The sequence below is a fragment of the Pseudoalteromonas nigrifaciens genome, from assembly GCF_002221505.1.
Taxonomy (GTDB): domain Bacteria; phylum Pseudomonadota; class Gammaproteobacteria; order Enterobacterales; family Alteromonadaceae; genus Pseudoalteromonas; species Pseudoalteromonas nigrifaciens.
In genome coordinates this window covers 1,725,662-1,742,338 of the sequence record NZ_CP011036.1, presented here as the reverse complement: position 1 = coordinate 1,742,338, position 16,677 = coordinate 1,725,662, and the positions used below count along the sequence as shown (strand labels likewise).

Sequence of the window (16,677 nt, the reverse complement as noted above, 5' to 3'; positions counted from 1 at the left end):
CATGATTTTTTCTTTATTAACGATGACACTTGCATTGGCAGAGCCACCTAAAATGGTAGCCCTGCCCGCAGGTAACTACAGGCCGCTTTATATGAATAAAAACAGCCCACAAACATTTGTGGGCGCTTTTAGCATAGATATTACGCCTGTGACTAACGCGCAATATTTAAAGTTTGTAACAAACAATCCACGTTGGCAGCCACAGCAAATACCTAGCATATTTGCAGAAGCTCAATATTTACAACATTGGCAACAAAATCAAACAGCAAAGCAGCCATCACAGGGGCAATTAAACAGCCCTGTAGTTAACGTGTCGTGGTTTGCAGCCCAAGCTTATTGCCATTCACTTAATAAAAGCTTACCCACGGTTGCTCAGTGGGAACGTGTTGCCAGTGCCAGTGCAACCCAGCCCAATGGCAGTCTAGAAAAAAGCTATAACCAACGTATTTTACAATGGTATAGCCGCCCTAGTAGCAAACAACTCCCTGAGGTTGGTACTAACCCTGCAAACTATTGGGGGGCACAAGACTTACACGGCTTAATTTGGGAATGGACAGAGGATTTTAACTCCGCTTTGGTCAGCGGCGAGTCCCGTGGTGATAGTGATATAAATCAAAAATTATTTTGCGCCGCAGGAGCACAAGGCGCTGCTGATCCCAGTGATTATGCCGCATTTATGCGCTTTGGCTTTCGATCTAGTTTGCAGGCCAAATATACTTTACCCAATTTAGGGTTTCGCTGTGCGAAATCAAAGGAATAAAAAATGATAAAATATAACCCAGCTATTATTTCTAATAATATAACACTCAAAATATTAGGGCTGATATGCATGCTTGCCAGCTCATACGCTTACTCGCAAAACATACCACAAGACTCTGTTTATCAGCTTAACAGTACATGGTTAGATCAAGACGCTAATAAACGTACTTTAAGTAGCTTTAGCGGTAAAAAACAAGTCATAAGCCTTATTTACACACACTGCTTACATACCTGCCCTACTATTGTTTCTACCATGCAAGCCATTGAAAATAAGCTGAGTGAGGCTGAAAAACAAGACGTAGGTTTTATTTTAGTATCGTTAACTCCAGACACAGATACACCTGCAGTACTAAAAGAATTTGCACAAAGCCGAAAGTTAAATTTACAAAACTGGAGTTTATTAACCGGCACACCACAAGACGTTCGTAGTTTAGCCATGGTATTAAATATAAAGTTTCAAAACATAGACAACAATGAAGTTAATCACTCCAACTTAATGACAGGTTTAGACGAGCAAGGACGTATTAAGTTTCAAGAACTTGGAGTAATAAATAACGCAGCAATAGCCGCTGAAAAGCTAACAAACTTTTAAAGCTCGTACCCTTAAGTAAACTATAAAAATGAATAAACACTCGCACAAAAGCAGAGTGTTTATTTAATTTCAAAAATTTTAATATGGGACAGGCATTTAATTTTTATTAAAAAACAAATGCACAGTTTATTTATTATTTACTCCAGTGTATGGCTTTCATTGAATCACAACAGTTAAAGTTTATTCGATTTTAGGGAGGTTTTAACGAGAGTTAGAGGCTTACACTTCATATGATGGATATTTGCTAACTTAAGCTGACACAGATCTATGAACGACCTCGCGGATGCTCGTATTTACTCTGCATAAAATAACTTACAGATTAACCAACACCTTTGTACCACTTAGCTTGGTTCTGCGCAGCTAAATTCATTAACCTTACTTTACTCCCTGCAAAGTTTGCATATTGCCTACGAAAATGCTGAATTGCGTTTAGCCACTCACCCTCTTCTATATTTAATTTGGCTAATATATTGGGTACATTTTTACTTACTTCCCGTTGTTTATTGCAAGTAAAATAACGACTACTCCAACTTACTAACTCTAAATAGTCTATTAATCTAAATGGGATCGTGTCTGGTTCTGCATTACTACCCAATTTAAGTAATTGCATTGGCTGGCTTTTGTGCTCAAAAAGCTCTGATTTTTGTGCAGGTTGTTTACTATTTTTTGGCGTGTTTTTATATTTATGGATACGCTCTTGAATTGATGTGAAATCACTGTTTTCAAGTTCTGTAGCTATTTTCGCTCTAATTGGATTCAAATCAACATACGCCATACAACTTAAAATGGCCTTATCATCTAATAGTGCTTGGGATTTATAACGCCCTTCCCAGTATTTTCCTGTGCAGTTATCTTCTTTATTTGCTTGCCTGGCAATATATTCATTAAGATTTTTCATATACCAGCTAATATCATAAAGTCGTGCTCGCCATGTTGCTATAATTTCACTAAAAATATATAAGCTAGCCTCATTTAATTTTTCGCCATTTAAAAAGCGTTCAACCAAAGAGTCTCCTTGTTTATATAACTTATACCAACGCCTTATAACCTCTTCAACAGACCAATCAAGCGCTTTGTTTTTATTTACTTTAACCACAATTGCGTAATACCATGATGCCGATCGCTCAATACCATTCAAGCCGATCACTTTTTTGTCTGTCAGTAGACCTCAGTAAAATCTAACTTGAGTGATCGGCATCAGTCAAGAAATTTAGTTTTTTTCGCATCGACTCGCCTTTTAATTCCAACTTTATCGCCCCGTGCACAAGCCTATCTAGAATCGCATCCGCGTGTGTCGATTCTCCGATCATTTCATACCAATTTTCTATCGGTAATTGACTCGCTATTAAGGTCGATTTTGTATCATATCTTGCATCAATTAATTCCAGTAAATCACTCCGTTGTTGAGCCGTTAATGGCTCTAATCCCCAATCATCTAAGATCAGTAAATTGGCAGAGCTAAGCTTGTTGATCAGTTTTCGATAACTACCATCGGCTTGCGCTAGAAACATCTTTTCTAATAGCTCTTTGAGCCTAAAATAATAAACGCTACTCCCTTGTTGGCAGTGGTTTTGACCAAGCGCGCAAGCGAGGTAAGTTTTGCCACAACCTGTTGCTCCTGTGATCAAGATGTTTTGGTGAAGACGAAGCCATTCACCTTGTGCTAATGAACGGATCTGAGCTTTATCGAGTTGTCGTGCTGCGCCATAGTTGAGTTGGGCAAGTGTGCCGCCAACTCTGAACTTTGCTTGTCGCGTTAGGCGATCTATTTTACGCTGATCACGCTGCGTTATTTCATGTTCAAGCAATAAACTTAGCCGCTCTTCGAAGCTTTGTTCAACGTATAAATTGGGTTGCTCGTATTGCTGCAATAGCGCATCACGTATGCCGCTTAGCTTTAAATTACTTAACTGATTATTAACTTGTTGATTGATATTTTGCATAAGTCTTCCTATGGTTTGTTAATTTTTATTAATGGTAATAGTGGTTGCCACGGATATTTTTATGATCAATATCTTGTAGTAAATCACCTTGAGCTTGTGGCAAGGGTTGTTTATCCAAGCCTTTTTCTAAGATACTCTTTACTTGTTTAACGCGAGTAACACCTGTGGTTAATGCGCGATGACAGGCGGCTTCAAGACGTTGATCACTAAACTTTTTACCTAGGCTTAATAACCCCATACAAGCACGGTAGCTTTGCTCTGGATGTTTTTTAGCTTGCATCAATTGCATAACAAACTGCTCAGTTGATGTGCCAAATTTACTCGCCCAGCGTTCGAACCGCTGTGGTGTCCATTGTTGCTGCTTTTGATGAGCGATAGGCATATGCAGATCAAGCGTGGTGTGCGCACCTTCTCGGTATGATCTGGGGTGAACAGCGACTCGTATGCCTTGATGGTAGAGTGTCACCAACTTCCCGGAGGCATGGGCTTCAAGCTTTTGTTTAATTAAGGTATGTGGCACTGAGTAGTAGTGCTTTTCAATTTCCACATGATAATCAATATGCACGCTCACCTGTTTTACTAAGGTATAGCTGTAAGGCTGTGTGGGCAGTGGTTTGAGTGCAGGTCTGTCGATAGCATCAAACTGACTGAGCCGTGAGCCAGGATGCTTTTTCATTTTACGTTGATTTAAATCGACCAGTAATGCTTGTATTTTCAGGTTCAATTGACGCAAGCTAAAGAAGGTTTCATTGCGAAGGCGCGCCATTATCCAACGTTCAACAATTTGCACACCCACTTCAGCCTTAGCCTTATCCTTTGGTTTATAGGGTCTAGCGGGCACAATGACCGTATCGTAATGTGTCGCTAGTTGTTGGTAGGTTGGATTTAAGTCAGGCTCATATCGACACGGTTTGGTGACGGCACTTTTAAGGTTGTCAGGAATTATTAGCTCAGGAACACCGCCAAGAAACTCAAAACAACGGGCGTGACTCATCACCCAATCTTCGAGTTTCTGGCTGTAAGTCGCTTCGGCATAGGTATAATTTGATGCACCCATGACCGCAACGAACACTTGTGCAGTACGACATTCGCCTGTACTTGTATCGACAATACTCATGGTTGGGCCACAGTAATCCACAAACAGTTTTTCACCTGCTTTATGATTTTGTCGCATGGAGGGTTTTTGGCATTTAAGCCATGCCTTGTACTGACGGCAGAAGTGAGTGTAACTGTAAAAACCTTCCGCGTGCCGCTCTTTGTATTCTTCCCAAAGCAGCAACAACGTCATGGTTTTAGGCCGAAGCTCTTGCTGAACTAACGACCAGTCAGGAATGGTAAAGCCCTTTAATCGAGGCTTTGTTTTGAAGAACGCTTGTTGCAGAGCGTGATCATCCCACTTCTCATCAAGCGGCCAGTAAGTAATATCTAACTCTGCTGATTTACAGGCATATTTAGACACGATTGAGGGTGAAACAGATAAGCTTGTTGCTATCTGACGATGACTGAGTTTACAGCTGTATTTTAGTCTTAAAATCTCTTTAAGTTTACGCATTGAAATAGGTGCCGTTGGCATGGTCATTCTCATCATCAAAAATGAAAAGAATAACGGTTAAAAACACCTACTGGCTAGACAAAAACGTGTACAAATTGAACGATACCATTCAAGCCGATCACTCAATACCATTTTGACCGAAAAGTGATCGGCATCGATGATATTGAGTGATCTCGATGGATGGTATTAGGTGATCGGCTTAGATAGTATTAGGTGATCGCGATGCATGAGAATATGCAACAACATGATAATGATTACTCATAATAGCGTAAGCAGCTATATCAATGGCAAATACATCGCTCAGTAATTTCATCCGCTTAACAAGCCACTCCCTACGGTGGTCAAAGTTTTTGCCTGAGTATTTATCATCGCCACACAAAAAAGCACGGCGAACACAACGCGCAATTAGGTGGTAATAAGGTGTTGCCGATAAATCTATGAGTGATTTTCTGGCACGTATCTAGCGTCAATTAACTTGGCCGGTTCCGCGTCAATTATCTTGGCCGGTTGACACCGAATTTTATTTGCTCTTATTGAGCGCTGTTTTGCGTCGGTAACTTTCACCTTCGCAATGAATAATCGTTGCATGATGAACCAAGCGATCGATTGCCGCGACAGTCATCGTTGAATCATCAAATAGTTCATCCCATTGTTCGAATGATTTGTTTGATGTGATGATCATGCTGTGTCGCTCATAGCGATGGGCTATCAATTCAAACAGCACACTCGTTTCCTGTTCCGTTTTTCGAACGTAACCAACGTCATCAACGATTAATAAGCTGTATTTATCGAGCTTTACAAGTTCGTCTTGCAAGCGTAAATGTCGCTTTGCTTGCTGGAGTTGTTGAACAATCGCTGACGCGGCAACAAACTTAACTTTATGGCCCTGCTCGATAAGGCCATAACCGATGCTACTGGCGATATGCGTTTTACCAAGACCACTGGCGCCAAATAACAATATATTGCCACCGTACTTCAACCAATCCGGCTGATTTATTAAATCAGCAACAAGGGGCTTACTAACCCCATCAACAAGGGTAAAGTCGAAGCTGCTAAGGTGTTTACCCACGGGCAATTTTGCATCTTTTAAAAGCCGCTGAAGGCGTTTGTCATCGCGTGTCGCAAGTTCAATATGGCACAGCTCAGATAAGTATTGCTGTGGGCTCCATTGTTCTTCTATCGCTTTTTTGCCCAGAGTATTCCACTGTTGAAGCATGGTGCTAAGCTTTAATTGTTTCAGCATTAAAGGTAACGAGGCCGTGAAGTTATCCATGTAGACCTCCCGGTATCATGCTGCTATAAGCGCTCAAGCTGTGTTGCTTTATTGTTATTGTGGGTATGTTTGATGCAATCACTAAAAATTGCGCTTCACATTCTCGGATGGCCGGTAATTGTCGCTGAGTAATTGACGCTGCTACAAATCGTCCTAATTGACGTTCACACCCACTTTGCTTCGCTAAATGGAGCAATTTCACCATGTAATAGCTCGCTTCATCCGCTAAAAGGTGGGCATTAACGTATTCCCAAATAGCTTTGTAATTGTCGCTTGGAAGTAAGTCGTCACGTAGTTGTGAGTAGCGAAATGCCAATGGTTTTTTAACCAGTGCGTCAATAACATGCAAGTAACTAATATTACGTGCACGGCATCCTTTAGAAGCATAGACACGCGCTAACGTTTGAACTAAATCGCTGCCATAGCGCAGCTCTAAACGGTTGTCATATAAACGAACAAGTAATCGGCTACCAATAAGGCGTGACGGGACGCTATAGGTAACACGTTTCAACGAAATAGTACTCGTACGTGACACCGTTAGATAATGCTCGGTGTAATTGACGCTCATCGTCCGTGGTAAAGCATGTAATTGTCGCTGCTCTACTGCGTATTTATCACTTACACGGCGATTACGGCGAGCTACAATGTCGGCAACAAACGATTCATAGACTTCTCTTGTCTGAAAGTCATAACTACCACGGATTTTTAATGCTTGCTCCAGTTGCGATTTAAGATGCCCATGAGGGCTCTCAATAGCCCCATTTTCATGCGCAATACCACGGTTATTGCGGGTCGCTTTAAAGCCATAATGGGTGACTAATTCATTAAAGCGCTCTGTAAAATCGTTATCATTAGTGTGATTACGATAGGCGGCACTCAGACTGTCTGTACGCACTTCTTTAGGCACACCGCCGGCTGCTTTAAATGCGTTTTGCACGCCATCAGAAAAAGCAGCAAAGCTTTCACCGCCGTAAATCACTTGGGCATAAGCCCAGCCACTGGCGGGCATACGATAATGAAACAACATATGCTTTAAGGGTTCACTAGCAATGGTAACGGGTGACTTCACATGTGTAAAATCACACATGCCTAATAGGCCATACTCGTGTGTTTGCAGGAATACGACCTCTTTGCTTGAGCCATACAGTGCTCGCCATTTGTGAATTCGACGCTCTAATGTACGCCGTGAGCTAGGGTTAAATTTGTCGGTGTGAAACTCGCAAAGGTGATCAAAAATTCCCACCGGAGTTAACGTTGCATCACCTTGAAGTAGAGGGACAACAATACTGTCCCAGATAGACTCAAGTGGATCTATACGCGTTCGCCATTGGCGTTTATTAGACAATGGCTGCTCATCCAGTTTATCAATGCGCCTTGCTGAACGTTCAGAAATACCTGCTTTCGCAGCCGCGATAACTTGGCTATTACGTTTTCTATGTTTCATATAAATAGTGACCTGCTGATCAGTGATTCGTGTTCCCGGCACAGTGAACTCCTCCGTTCTGCTGTACCGAACCTTATCAGATCAACCGGCCAAGATAATTGTCGCTAGACCGGCCACCGTAATTGTCGCTTAATAGGCACGGGTCATGTTTAGCACTCTGTTTTTACATGTATATATAAACAGTAGTTCAAAGCGAGGGAATTACCATTTTTTATGCCTGTCTACTATTATATTTACTTGTAAATAAGTTTTATGCCTGTCCCTTATTCGAAGAGGAGATAGTAATAAGCCTTATGTTTCTGCCAAAATATCGCCATCAACAAGGTGAACATTGGTGGTGTAATAAGCTTGGCTGTATTCTATATTTAACGAAAAATACACGCTTTGTTTAAGGTGTTTTTTTATAGATGCCTCTAGCTCAGTACTTAATGCTAATGTAAATTCTTTATTTCGGTGAGGCTTAGTTAATAACGATATTGTAATGAGAATATGCGAGTACTTATATTCTAAGCATGGGTAACCTCTTGACTTACATACCCCAGCACTGGCGTCTTTGTTATTTATAATCTGCTCTATAACATCAAAAACTTCTTTTGTGTTTATTTTTAAGTTATCTGAATATTTTATTTCTACGTGTGGCATAAATATATGTTCCTGAGCGTATAACGCTTGGTTAATAATAAATCACTGCGTTTGAGTGCAACAATCAACAGTAACTTACCTAATGAGTTTATTCCGCTTGAGCCTGTAATACAGCGTGCTGTATATCTACATAGCATTATTTAAAATTAAACTTTGTTTATAAAACTTCTCTTTTTAAGCATTATAAGGTGCTTACTTATTATGGGGTTAGCTCCTTTATTCGTTTTATGGTATTTACCCTCAACTTTTTTACTTAAAACAAAAAAGCATAACCCTATTAAAGTTATGCTTTTTAATTTAGTTTGTTTAATAAACGAATGCGCCGTATAAAGGCTAATTACTCAATAGTTGTATTATTTAAAGAGTAGTTCCACACCTTATAAAAATAAAAGGCATAACCAAGGCCAAAGGTAAGTATTGAAATTATAATCCAAAGAATTACATGGCCAATGCTGCCAAAAATATCTGTATTACAAACCATTTTTCTTGCATTACCGTGTTCGTCAATTAACTCAGAGCGATTCAAAATAAACTTAGAGAACGAATAAGGAAAAAAGAACGCGCCTATACCAAACGTTATTAGTATTAAAATAAACCACAGTATTAAATGCCCTAAAATATCTATAGTTCCTACATTTGCTTGAATCTTCATATTTAATCCTTGATATGATTTTACTTAACGAGTGTTAAAACCTACTCGCTTTAATTTATTGTTATTACTAAATAAACCATAGCCGAGTTCCTATTTCAGTTCAATTATTTACATAAAACAAAAAGAAGTTTATTTACTTATAAGCAGCTACTACATACTTTTGCTTAGCTTTATTTGATTAAATAAACATTCTTTCACTTAACTTATTCTTCCTCAAAAATGCACCTCACAAACCTACAGCCACGCTAATAAACGCAGCAAAACTAGCGAGAAAAGCAATCAATGAGAATCCCTCATATATAAATGAAATTAAATCAATTTTATTCATAATAATAACAACGTATAAAATACATTCTTGCTTTTACCTTTAGCCGCAAAGCCTTTAGGTAAAAATAAAAAATACTGTGGTGACTACTGACAGGGAAATCTGAAGATATTACCGAAAACCTCAGAAGTTAAACAAAAAATTCAGCTTTAATTATATAAATGGATACCAAAAATCATGAAAAAAGACTTTAAATTTACTATTAAGAGCACTTCTCTTGATGAAAGTTATCAGCCATCTAACGATACGCGCCTTACAACCAACTTTGCTAACTTGGCAAGAGGAAAATACCGCCAAGCTAATTTGCGCAACGCGTTAAAAATGATTGATAACCGCTTTAATGCTTTAGCGAATTGGGATAACGCTAAAGGAGATCGTTACTCTGTCGAACTCGAGATTATTTCTGTAGATTTAGATATTAAAGGCAGTGGTAATACTTTTCCATCAATAGAAATATTAAAAACAATTATTGTTGATCATAAAACTAATAAACGCATTGAAGGCATTGTAGGTAATAACTTTTCCTCTTATGTGCGCGATTATGACTTTAGCGTATTGCTGCAAAATCATAATAAAAATCAACCTAAATTTAGTATCCCAGATAACTTTGGTGAGCTGCACGGCAAGCTGTTTCAGCATTTTGTTAACTCAAGTACTTACAGACTAAATTTTAATAAACTACCTGTAATATGCATCAGTGTTTCTGATAACAAAACGTATCATCAGACTCAAAACCAGCACCCTATTTTAGGCGTTGAATACCTGCCAAATGAGTCATCTTTAACCGAGCAATATTTCAAAAAAATGGGCTTGCAGGTACGTTATTTTATGCCACCAAACAGTGTAGCGCCTTTAGCATTTTTCTTTTTTGGTGACTTACTTAATGATTACACTAACCTTGAACTTATAAGCACTATTTGTACCATGGAAACATTTCAGAAAATCTATCGACCTGAAATTTACAATGCAAATGCACCAGCAGGAAAGTCTTATCAACCAAATTTGAACAACCAAGATCATTCATTAACGCAAATTGTTTATGATCGAGAAGAGCGTAGCCAAATGGCCAGCCAGCAGGGAAAATTTACCGAAGAGCACCTAATTAAGCCATACCAAACTGTGCTTGAACAATTCTCTGCCAATTACGTTTAAAAGCGGCGCTTAACAGTTTCGCTCAATAGCTAGGTTCAATTATAACTTTAAATATACGGCACTATTTATCATGAAAACACTTATTAGCAATACACTATTACCTACGTCAACTGCGGGCAGTTTGCCTAAACCGGTTTGGCTTGCACAACCACAAACACTTTGGTCGCCTTGGAAATTACAAGACGATGAACTAATTGAAGGTAAGCAAGACGCCCTTCGCTTGTCATTACACGATCAGCTACAAGCAGGCATTGATATTGTCAGTGATGGCGAGCAAACCAGGCAACACTTTGTTACCACCTTTATTGAGCACCTCAACGGTGTTGATTTTGAAAAGCGTAAAACCGTTAAAATTCGCGATAGGTACGATGCAAGTGTACCAACGGTTGTTGGCCCTGTTAGTCGACAAAAGCCGGTTTTTGTTGAAGATGCTAAATTTTTACGCCAGCAAACTAACCAGCCAATAAAATGGGCTTTGCCAGGCCCAATGACAATGATAGATACCCTTTATGACGATCATTATAAAAGTCGCGAAAAACTTGCGTGGGAATTTGCCATAATTCTTAATCAAGAGGCCAAAGAGCTAGAAGCTGCAGGGGTAAATATTATCCAATTTGATGAACCAGCATTTAATGTATTTTTTGATGAAGTTAATGACTGGGGTATTGCCTGTTTAGAGCGCGCAATTGAAGGACTAAAATGCGAAACCGCGGTGCATATTTGCTACGGCTACGGCATTAAAGCCAATACCGATTGGAAAAAAACATTAGGCTCAGAATGGCGCCAATACGAAGAAGCGTTTCCTAAGTTACAGCAATCGAATATAGATATTATTTCGCTAGAATGTCATAACTCTCATGTACCAATGGAACTACTTGAACTTATTCGCGGCAAAAAAGTGATGGTAGGCGCTATTGATGTGGCAACCGACACCATAGAAACACCCGAAGAAGTTGCTAATACCCTACGCGAAGCGCTTAAATATGTTGATGCCGACAAGCTCTACCCTTGTACTAACTGTGGTATGGCTCCTTTAGCGCGTAATGTAGCAAACGCTAAGTTAAATGCCTTAAGTGCAGGAGCAGAAATAATCCGCAAAGAACTAGCTAACAAACGTTAGTCCAATAAATCTGCATAATCTAACTAGTATTAGCACTTCAATATAGTTTTATAAAAGAATGCCCGGTATAGAGCTCCTATGCCGGGCATTCTTTTTTAAACAAACAATAACTAAATTAAAAACCTATAAAAACACTTGCGCTAACATGCGTAAACCAGTAATTAATAGTACACAAGCAAATACCTTCTTCAGTTTACCTGCATCTAATTTTGCAGCTAACGACGCCCCTACAGGCGCAAACAACACAGTTAGCGGTACAATACACGCAAAGCCAAATAAATTAACCAAACCAAACGTACCCGCGGGCGCATCAATTGGCGTACTGCCCAATATCAACATAGTTAGCGCACCAGGCAATGAAATAATTAACCCAATTGCTGCAGCTGTACCAACGGCCTTGTGAGCAGGATAGTTATATAAAGTAAGTAATGGCACCGAAATAGTGCCGCCACCAATTCCCACCATAGAGCTTAAAAAGCCAATAAATGCGCCCATAACACTTTGCCCTACTTTACCAGGTAGTTTTTGATACAACGCCGACTTGCCCGTTCTAAACAGCATATTAAGTGCAGATAACAGCGCTATTGCCCCAAACAATACCGTAAGCAACTTGCCATCAACCCGAGTAACTAACCAGCTACCCAGCAATACACCTATAAGAATAAATGCAGCCCAACGTTTTAAAAGGTCAAAGTCCACATTGCCTTTTTTATTGTGAGACCTAATTGAACTAATAGATGTAGGCACTATGGTTGCCAAAGACGTGGCTGTTGCAATTAACATTGCAGACTCGGGCGATACCCCAAAGCTCTGAAACAAAAAAAACAACACAGGCACAATTACAATTCCACCGCCCACACCGAGTAAGCCTGCTAAAATACCAGCAAATACGCCTGTGGCTACCAGTGCCAACAAAGTAGATATATTACTTGTTATAAATTCAATGATATTCATTAATTATTACTTCTATTTTTAATCACAACAAAGACCTTTCAGTCAATTTACGAGGTAATTACAGCCCCTGCTTTTAGGTTTTTAAATAAAACAATCACGTTAGCATGCCTTACAAACTCAGCTCTCGCTAAGTTTAATATAACGCTTTGTTATAATTAGTTATTCCCACCTTAATAGTAAATAAACTTGTTTGCTTGATAAAATGATATAATTTCATCAACCAATGAATATCAGTCATCATTAAAGCTAAATTATAGATAGGAGTTAACTTGTGCTGGAAAGGATCCACTTAGAAATACTAACCGCCATAAAAGAACATGGAACCCTAACTAAGGCAGCAAATTCGTTGTACTTATCGCAATCGGCACTAAGTCATAGTATAAAAAAACTAGAAGGCCAAGTTGGTACGCCAATATGGAAAAAAGACGGTCGAAATTTGCGCCTTACAGCGGCTGGTGAGCACATTCAAACACTGGCAAACAGAGTATTACCGCAGTTTGTACATACTGAATTATTATTAAATCAAATTGCCAAAGGTGAACTAGGCTCGCTACGCATTGGCATGGAGTGCCACCCATGTTACCAATGGTTACTTAGAGTAATTGAGCCCTATTTAGAGCATTGGCCAGACATAGACATTGACGTAAAGCAGGAGTTTCAGTTTGGTGCTTTAGGTGCATTACTAAGTTACGAAATTGACGTACTAATAACTCCCGATCCACTCTTTAAACCTAAAATAAGCTATATACCTGTGTTTAACTACGAACACAGACTCGTAGTTGCTAAATCCCATAAACTTGCTACACAAGAGTTTGTATTACCCGAGCAACTAAGCGAAGAAGTATTGTTTAGTTACCCTGTAGAGCCGCTAAGGCTTGATATTTTTAGCCAGTTTCTTAATCCAGCAAAGTGCTCAGTAAAAAAACACAAAACCATTGAAACAACCGAAATCATGCTACAAATGGTCGCTGCGGGTCGCGGTATTTGTGCTTTACCAGGCTGGCTAGTAGACGAGTATTCTAAAACAATGCCTATCAAAAGCCTAAGGTTTGGAGAGCAAGGTATTAACAAACAAATATTTGTCGGTATTCGTAACAACGAGCAGCATATAGACTACTTAAATGACTTTATTGCCCAAGCAAAAAAAACAACATAACCATAACCCATAACCAAATTAAATGCACAGTGTGGGCTCATAAGCGCGTTATCCTACCCGCATGTTTAGTACAAACCAGCTGTGCAGGCTGGGGGGTTGTAAATAGCTGATTGAATTCAGCACAGTGTATTTTAAGTAACAAAGCCAAAAGTAAACCACATAACAGCATTATTAGATCACTGGCATTTAAATGGATAAGGATTGTATTTAGGTGTTAGAAAGGGACAGGCAATATTTTATGCCTGTCCTTTTATTTTTCTTTTTTTAGCTTCGGAAATCAATAAGCTTGAAACACTATTAATTCGCTTAGAAGGCTCAACAAATATACCACCTAACCAGTGTTTATATTCTGATTTGTTATGTGCGCCGCAGGTAATTGTTAAGCTCATCAACCAATTCAAGCGCTTCACTTTTTGTAAGATAAGGCACTTTTATCGTTCGTGCCCAAAAGAAACTTTTACCTGTTTTTGAGCTAACCTCAGAAAAAGGCATAGCCGACACTATATTATCTTTGCGGCTCGGAATAGGAGTTAGAAAATCCACATCTCGATACAAAGTATCGCTGTCTGGAGCTTTGACTTCACCTTTAACTTTTGCAGCAGCTATTAAGCCACACCATTTGTGCGAAAAGAAAACAATATCTCCCACATGAACATGATGAACGAACCTCTTTGCGTCACCATAGGCTTCAAGACGGCTATTATCCATCATTGACCAAATAGAGTTTTCATCCCAACTACGATTTGTGTCAAATAATACACCTTTTACATCACTTGGATTTTTATGTTTATCGTATGGGAGAGCGAAGAACTCAAAGTACTTTTCTCCAGCAAGTTCATAAACTCGATATGGCAAGAAATCAATAGATATTCCATTTTTCTTCCAGTAATCTATGGATGATATTAATGACTCATCGGCTGCACTACCGATAACCAATAGGTGTTGCTTATTATTTATTTCTTTTGGTTCTAATTCATGCTCTAGGTTAAAAGCTTCTCTGTGAGCTTCAACCAGCGACATTTTGCTTTTGCTATATTCTTTGAACCTTCTTTCTAACTTTTGGTAGCTCCATTGGCCTGCGTCTTGTGCGTACCTTAGTGCTTGATGAACAGCATCTTTACCAGCAGATGCACGCTTTAACTCAAATATAACCAATTCACCATTTTCATTGAGTGCATATATATCAGCTTCTGCTTGCCATTGCCTTTCTTGAAAAACAGGCATTAACCTAGCATCCTCAAACAATACATCTAAAATGCTATTTGCAATTAAGTTTTCCAAATCTTTCTCAAGCTTTCCGAAACTAGAAAAATCTTTGAACTCGACTGGTTCTAGTTTTTCAAATACGTCAGCTTGTTCTTCTATTTTGTAGAGCATTTCAACATTCCTTTGAGTACATAACGCCTCATTCAGAGGCAAAAAATTGCTGGCTATAATGTTGAGAAACGAAACAACTAACTTTTTTTATCCTTATTTAACAGTTTGTTATGTTTAACTACCACCAGAATCTTGATTCTTATCAGGTAAATCATTGCAAACAGCACAATTAATGTTTTTGCGATAATTGTAGAAACGCCTAATAGCAAAAATGGTTACCGATACCCAGGCCCACAAAATACCAAATTCAATAGAGTATTCTAGACTTCTGCCTTTTAAGTATTGAACGCTTGTCAGCAGAGAAAAAACAATTGGTAGAGCTATAGCGTATTGAACAATCCATTTTTTTATTGGCATAAATATTCCATTAACACTCTGAGCTTAAAGTAAAACTAACGCTTAGCTAACAGGCGCAGAGTTTTTTGTGTACGCCCGACATGGGCATCAACTTATAACGTGAATGCCCTCTGAAGGAAGATCACCGTTTAAATAACATACTGTTATTTAACGATAACCACCAGCGAATGGCAAGAGCTAAATAGTGAGAAATAGACCGAAGGAAACCGCATAACAGCATTATTAGATCACAGGCATTTAAATGGATAAGGATCGTGTTTAAGTGTTGAAAAACGAATACACCCTACGATGAATCGACGTATTTAGCAGCTTCAGGGCGTGTTGTTAGCACCGATGTTGCTAATCATCGTTTATTTTATTCTCACGTTTTACGCGCCATTTATCAAATTCCTCTTGACTAGATGAACCCGATTTTGCGGCATAAAATCTAGCAACTGATACCACTATTAAAATAAAACCTATTCCAATATTGAGAATAGATTTTTCAACAATACCTAAATAGAAAAGAAATACAGCCAAAATAGCTAAGAAAATTTGAGCAAACATAAAAATCCTTTTTAATTAATCAATACAGGCTAATAAAACTCTAATGATTTAAGCCTGCTAACGCTTGCAAGCACAGGCGAGCGAAGAATGAGCGAGTCCGGCACAGTTTGCTGTGCGGTTGTGCCTTGCTTTGTTATGCCTAAATATCACTAAGCTCTCGCCTCATTTGATTTAATAGCTCTTTTGAATTCTTCTGAATCTCAGCGCCAAGCTCTGCTGCCTTCACTTTAAAAGCTTCTGTTTTTTCATTTTGTTGGTTAAAAATAATTTCTGTAAAATTATTCATGTATTCATTAGTACAATCCATTGACTCTTGAGTTAATGCCTCAAGTCGGTCAAATGTTTCAAGCATTTCATCAGTAGCAATCAGTTTGAGTCGATTAGATTCAGATTTCAGTATTAGGACATCTTTCAAACCTTCTTGCATTAACCCGGATATTTGCGAACTAAGCCAACCAATTACTATTCACTCCTGTTCTTTATCCTCAGCTTCGGCAGCAGCTAGATAGCGCTGAAGATACTCGTCAAAAATAGGCTGCATTCGCTCAGGCATCTCAATTTCATTTTTTCTACCAAAGGCATCCAAGTCTGTAACGTACTTACCGTATTCAGACGCTTTTAGATCAAATATTTTTAGCCTCCTGCCTGCTCTGTAGCGTAAGTCTTGTTCTAGTTGTTTAAGATTCTTTTCATGGGTTTGTTTATTGAAATAAACAAAACCTAGCCACAACGCATTAATCACCCCGAATACCCATATGTAATATTCAGGGTTTTCCTGTATTAGATCGTATATGAATTGCATAGATTCCTTTTAGGCATAACGCCCGGGTAAT

At 38.9% G+C, this 16,677-nt stretch carries 18 protein-coding genes and 3 pseudogenes; 7 read left to right on the top strand and 14 right to left on the bottom strand.

Annotation, left to right across the window (positions count from 1 at the left end; genetic code table 11):
* Position 1 precedes the first annotated feature (1 nt).
* Positions 2 to 760 carry a formylglycine-generating enzyme family protein gene (locus PNIG_RS08465; protein ID WP_089368260.1) on the top strand — a complete coding sequence of 253 codons (759 nt, stop codon included), beginning with the start codon at positions 2 to 4 and terminating at the stop codon, positions 758 to 760.
* Between the two features lie 3 nt (positions 761 to 763).
* Positions 764 to 1,351: an SCO family protein gene (locus tag PNIG_RS08460; RefSeq protein ID WP_086994170.1), complete on the top strand. Its 588-nt coding sequence runs from the start codon at positions 764 to 766 to the stop codon at positions 1,349 to 1,351.
* A 319-nt stretch (positions 1,352 to 1,670) separates the two neighbouring features.
* Here the strand turns inward: PNIG_RS08460 and PNIG_RS08455 are convergent, their stop codons facing one another.
* The 8 genes and pseudogenes from PNIG_RS08455 to PNIG_RS08420 all read right to left on the bottom strand — a co-directional run bounded on the left by PNIG_RS08455 (position 1,671) and on the right by PNIG_RS08420 (position 8,857).
* Complete coding sequence (locus PNIG_RS08455) at positions 1,671 to 2,498, bottom strand: transposase (protein WP_244181068.1); 828 nt, start codon at positions 2,496 to 2,498, stop codon at positions 1,671 to 1,673.
* Positions 2,499 to 2,529: 31 nt separating this feature from the next.
* The gene (istB, locus tag PNIG_RS08450; RefSeq protein ID WP_008111090.1) at positions 2,530 to 3,294 is read right to left on the bottom strand and encodes an IS21-like element ISShfr5 family helper ATPase IstB; all 765 of its coding nucleotides are present in this window, start codon (positions 3,292 to 3,294) and stop codon (positions 2,530 to 2,532) included.
* Between the two features lie 28 nt (positions 3,295 to 3,322).
* Positions 3,323 to 4,867, bottom strand: coding sequence for an IS21 family transposase (istA, locus tag PNIG_RS08445; RefSeq protein WP_089368258.1), 1,545 nt, complete (start codon positions 4,865 to 4,867; stop codon positions 3,323 to 3,325).
* A 217-nt stretch (positions 4,868 to 5,084) separates the two neighbouring features.
* Positions 5,085 to 5,306: pseudogene (locus PNIG_RS08440) on the bottom strand (transposase); the annotation flags it as partial.
* Between the two features lie 60 nt (positions 5,307 to 5,366).
* Positions 5,367 to 6,119 carry an IS21-like element helper ATPase IstB gene (istB, locus tag PNIG_RS08435; protein WP_089368257.1) on the bottom strand — a complete coding sequence of 251 codons (753 nt, stop codon included), beginning with the start codon at positions 6,117 to 6,119 and terminating at the stop codon, positions 5,367 to 5,369.
* Positions 6,112 to 7,605 (bottom strand): IS21 family transposase, encoded by a 1,494-nt coding sequence (gene istA, locus PNIG_RS08430; protein ID WP_089368256.1) that lies wholly within the window; start codon positions 7,603 to 7,605, stop codon positions 6,112 to 6,114. The genes istB (PNIG_RS08435) and istA (PNIG_RS08430) overlap by 8 nt, the downstream gene beginning before the upstream one ends.
* A gap of 249 nt (positions 7,606 to 7,854) precedes the next feature.
* Positions 7,855 to 8,205 carry a tautomerase family protein gene (locus tag PNIG_RS08425; RefSeq protein ID WP_089368255.1) on the bottom strand — a complete coding sequence of 117 codons (351 nt, stop codon included), beginning with the start codon at positions 8,203 to 8,205 and terminating at the stop codon, positions 7,855 to 7,857.
* Positions 8,206 to 8,542: 337 nt separating this feature from the next.
* Complete coding sequence (locus tag PNIG_RS08420; RefSeq protein WP_011328152.1) at positions 8,543 to 8,857, bottom strand: DUF6693 family protein; 315 nt, start codon at positions 8,855 to 8,857, stop codon at positions 8,543 to 8,545.
* A 502-nt stretch (positions 8,858 to 9,359) separates the two neighbouring features.
* Here PNIG_RS08420 and PNIG_RS08415 point away from each other — a divergent pair.
* Together PNIG_RS08415 and PNIG_RS08410 are read left to right on the top strand one after the other, a co-directional pair.
* Positions 9,360 to 10,334: a DUF1852 domain-containing protein gene (locus PNIG_RS08415; RefSeq protein ID WP_011328151.1), complete on the top strand. Its 975-nt coding sequence runs from the start codon at positions 9,360 to 9,362 to the stop codon at positions 10,332 to 10,334.
* A 70-nt stretch (positions 10,335 to 10,404) separates the two neighbouring features.
* Positions 10,405 to 11,454 carry a methionine synthase gene (locus tag PNIG_RS08410; RefSeq protein ID WP_089368254.1) on the top strand — a complete coding sequence of 350 codons (1,050 nt, stop codon included), beginning with the start codon at positions 10,405 to 10,407 and terminating at the stop codon, positions 11,452 to 11,454.
* A gap of 123 nt (positions 11,455 to 11,577) precedes the next feature.
* On the opposite strand, the gene PNIG_RS08405 is transcribed toward PNIG_RS08410, so the two are convergent.
* A complete protein-coding gene (locus tag PNIG_RS08405) occupies positions 11,578 to 12,408 on the bottom strand; it encodes a sulfite exporter TauE/SafE family protein (protein WP_089368253.1) in 831 nt (276 codons plus the stop codon).
* 271 nt (positions 12,409 to 12,679) lie between these two features.
* On the opposite strand from PNIG_RS08405, the gene PNIG_RS08400 reads away from it, so the two are divergent.
* The gene (locus tag PNIG_RS08400) at positions 12,680 to 13,564 is read left to right on the top strand and encodes a LysR family transcriptional regulator (RefSeq protein WP_011328148.1); all 885 of its coding nucleotides are present in this window, start codon (positions 12,680 to 12,682) and stop codon (positions 13,562 to 13,564) included.
* A gap of 140 nt (positions 13,565 to 13,704) precedes the next feature.
* Positions 13,705 to 13,779: pseudogene (locus tag PNIG_RS20390) on the top strand (Mobile element protein); the annotation flags it as partial.
* A 142-nt stretch (positions 13,780 to 13,921) separates the two neighbouring features.
* Here the strand turns inward: PNIG_RS20390 and PNIG_RS08395 are convergent.
* Both PNIG_RS08395 and PNIG_RS08390 read right to left on the bottom strand, forming a co-directional pair.
* Complete coding sequence (locus tag PNIG_RS08395) at positions 13,922 to 14,941, bottom strand: PDDEXK family nuclease (protein ID WP_089368252.1); 1,020 nt, start codon at positions 14,939 to 14,941, stop codon at positions 13,922 to 13,924.
* Between the two features lie 114 nt (positions 14,942 to 15,055).
* Positions 15,056 to 15,298, bottom strand: a complete 243-nt coding sequence (locus tag PNIG_RS08390; protein WP_089368251.1) for a hypothetical protein — start codon at positions 15,296 to 15,298, stop codon at positions 15,056 to 15,058.
* 203 nt (positions 15,299 to 15,501) lie between these two features.
* On the opposite strand from PNIG_RS08390, the pseudogene PNIG_RS20385 reads away from it, so the two are divergent.
* A pseudogene (locus tag PNIG_RS20385) lies at positions 15,502 to 15,564 on the top strand (Mobile element protein); the annotation flags it as partial.
* 73 nt (positions 15,565 to 15,637) lie between these two features.
* On the opposite strand, the gene PNIG_RS08385 reads toward PNIG_RS20385, so the two are convergent.
* The 3 genes from PNIG_RS08385 to PNIG_RS08375 form a co-directional block, all read right to left on the bottom strand.
* A complete protein-coding gene (locus PNIG_RS08385; protein WP_089368250.1) occupies positions 15,638 to 15,844 on the bottom strand; it encodes a hypothetical protein in 207 nt (68 codons plus the stop codon).
* 139 nt (positions 15,845 to 15,983) lie between these two features.
* Positions 15,984 to 16,271, bottom strand: coding sequence for a hypothetical protein (locus PNIG_RS08380; protein ID WP_089368249.1), 288 nt, complete (start codon positions 16,269 to 16,271; stop codon positions 15,984 to 15,986).
* 39 nt (positions 16,272 to 16,310) lie between these two features.
* Positions 16,311 to 16,646, bottom strand: a complete 336-nt coding sequence (locus PNIG_RS08375; protein WP_089368248.1) for a hypothetical protein — start codon at positions 16,644 to 16,646, stop codon at positions 16,311 to 16,313.
* Between the last annotated feature and the right edge of the window lie 31 nt (positions 16,647 to 16,677).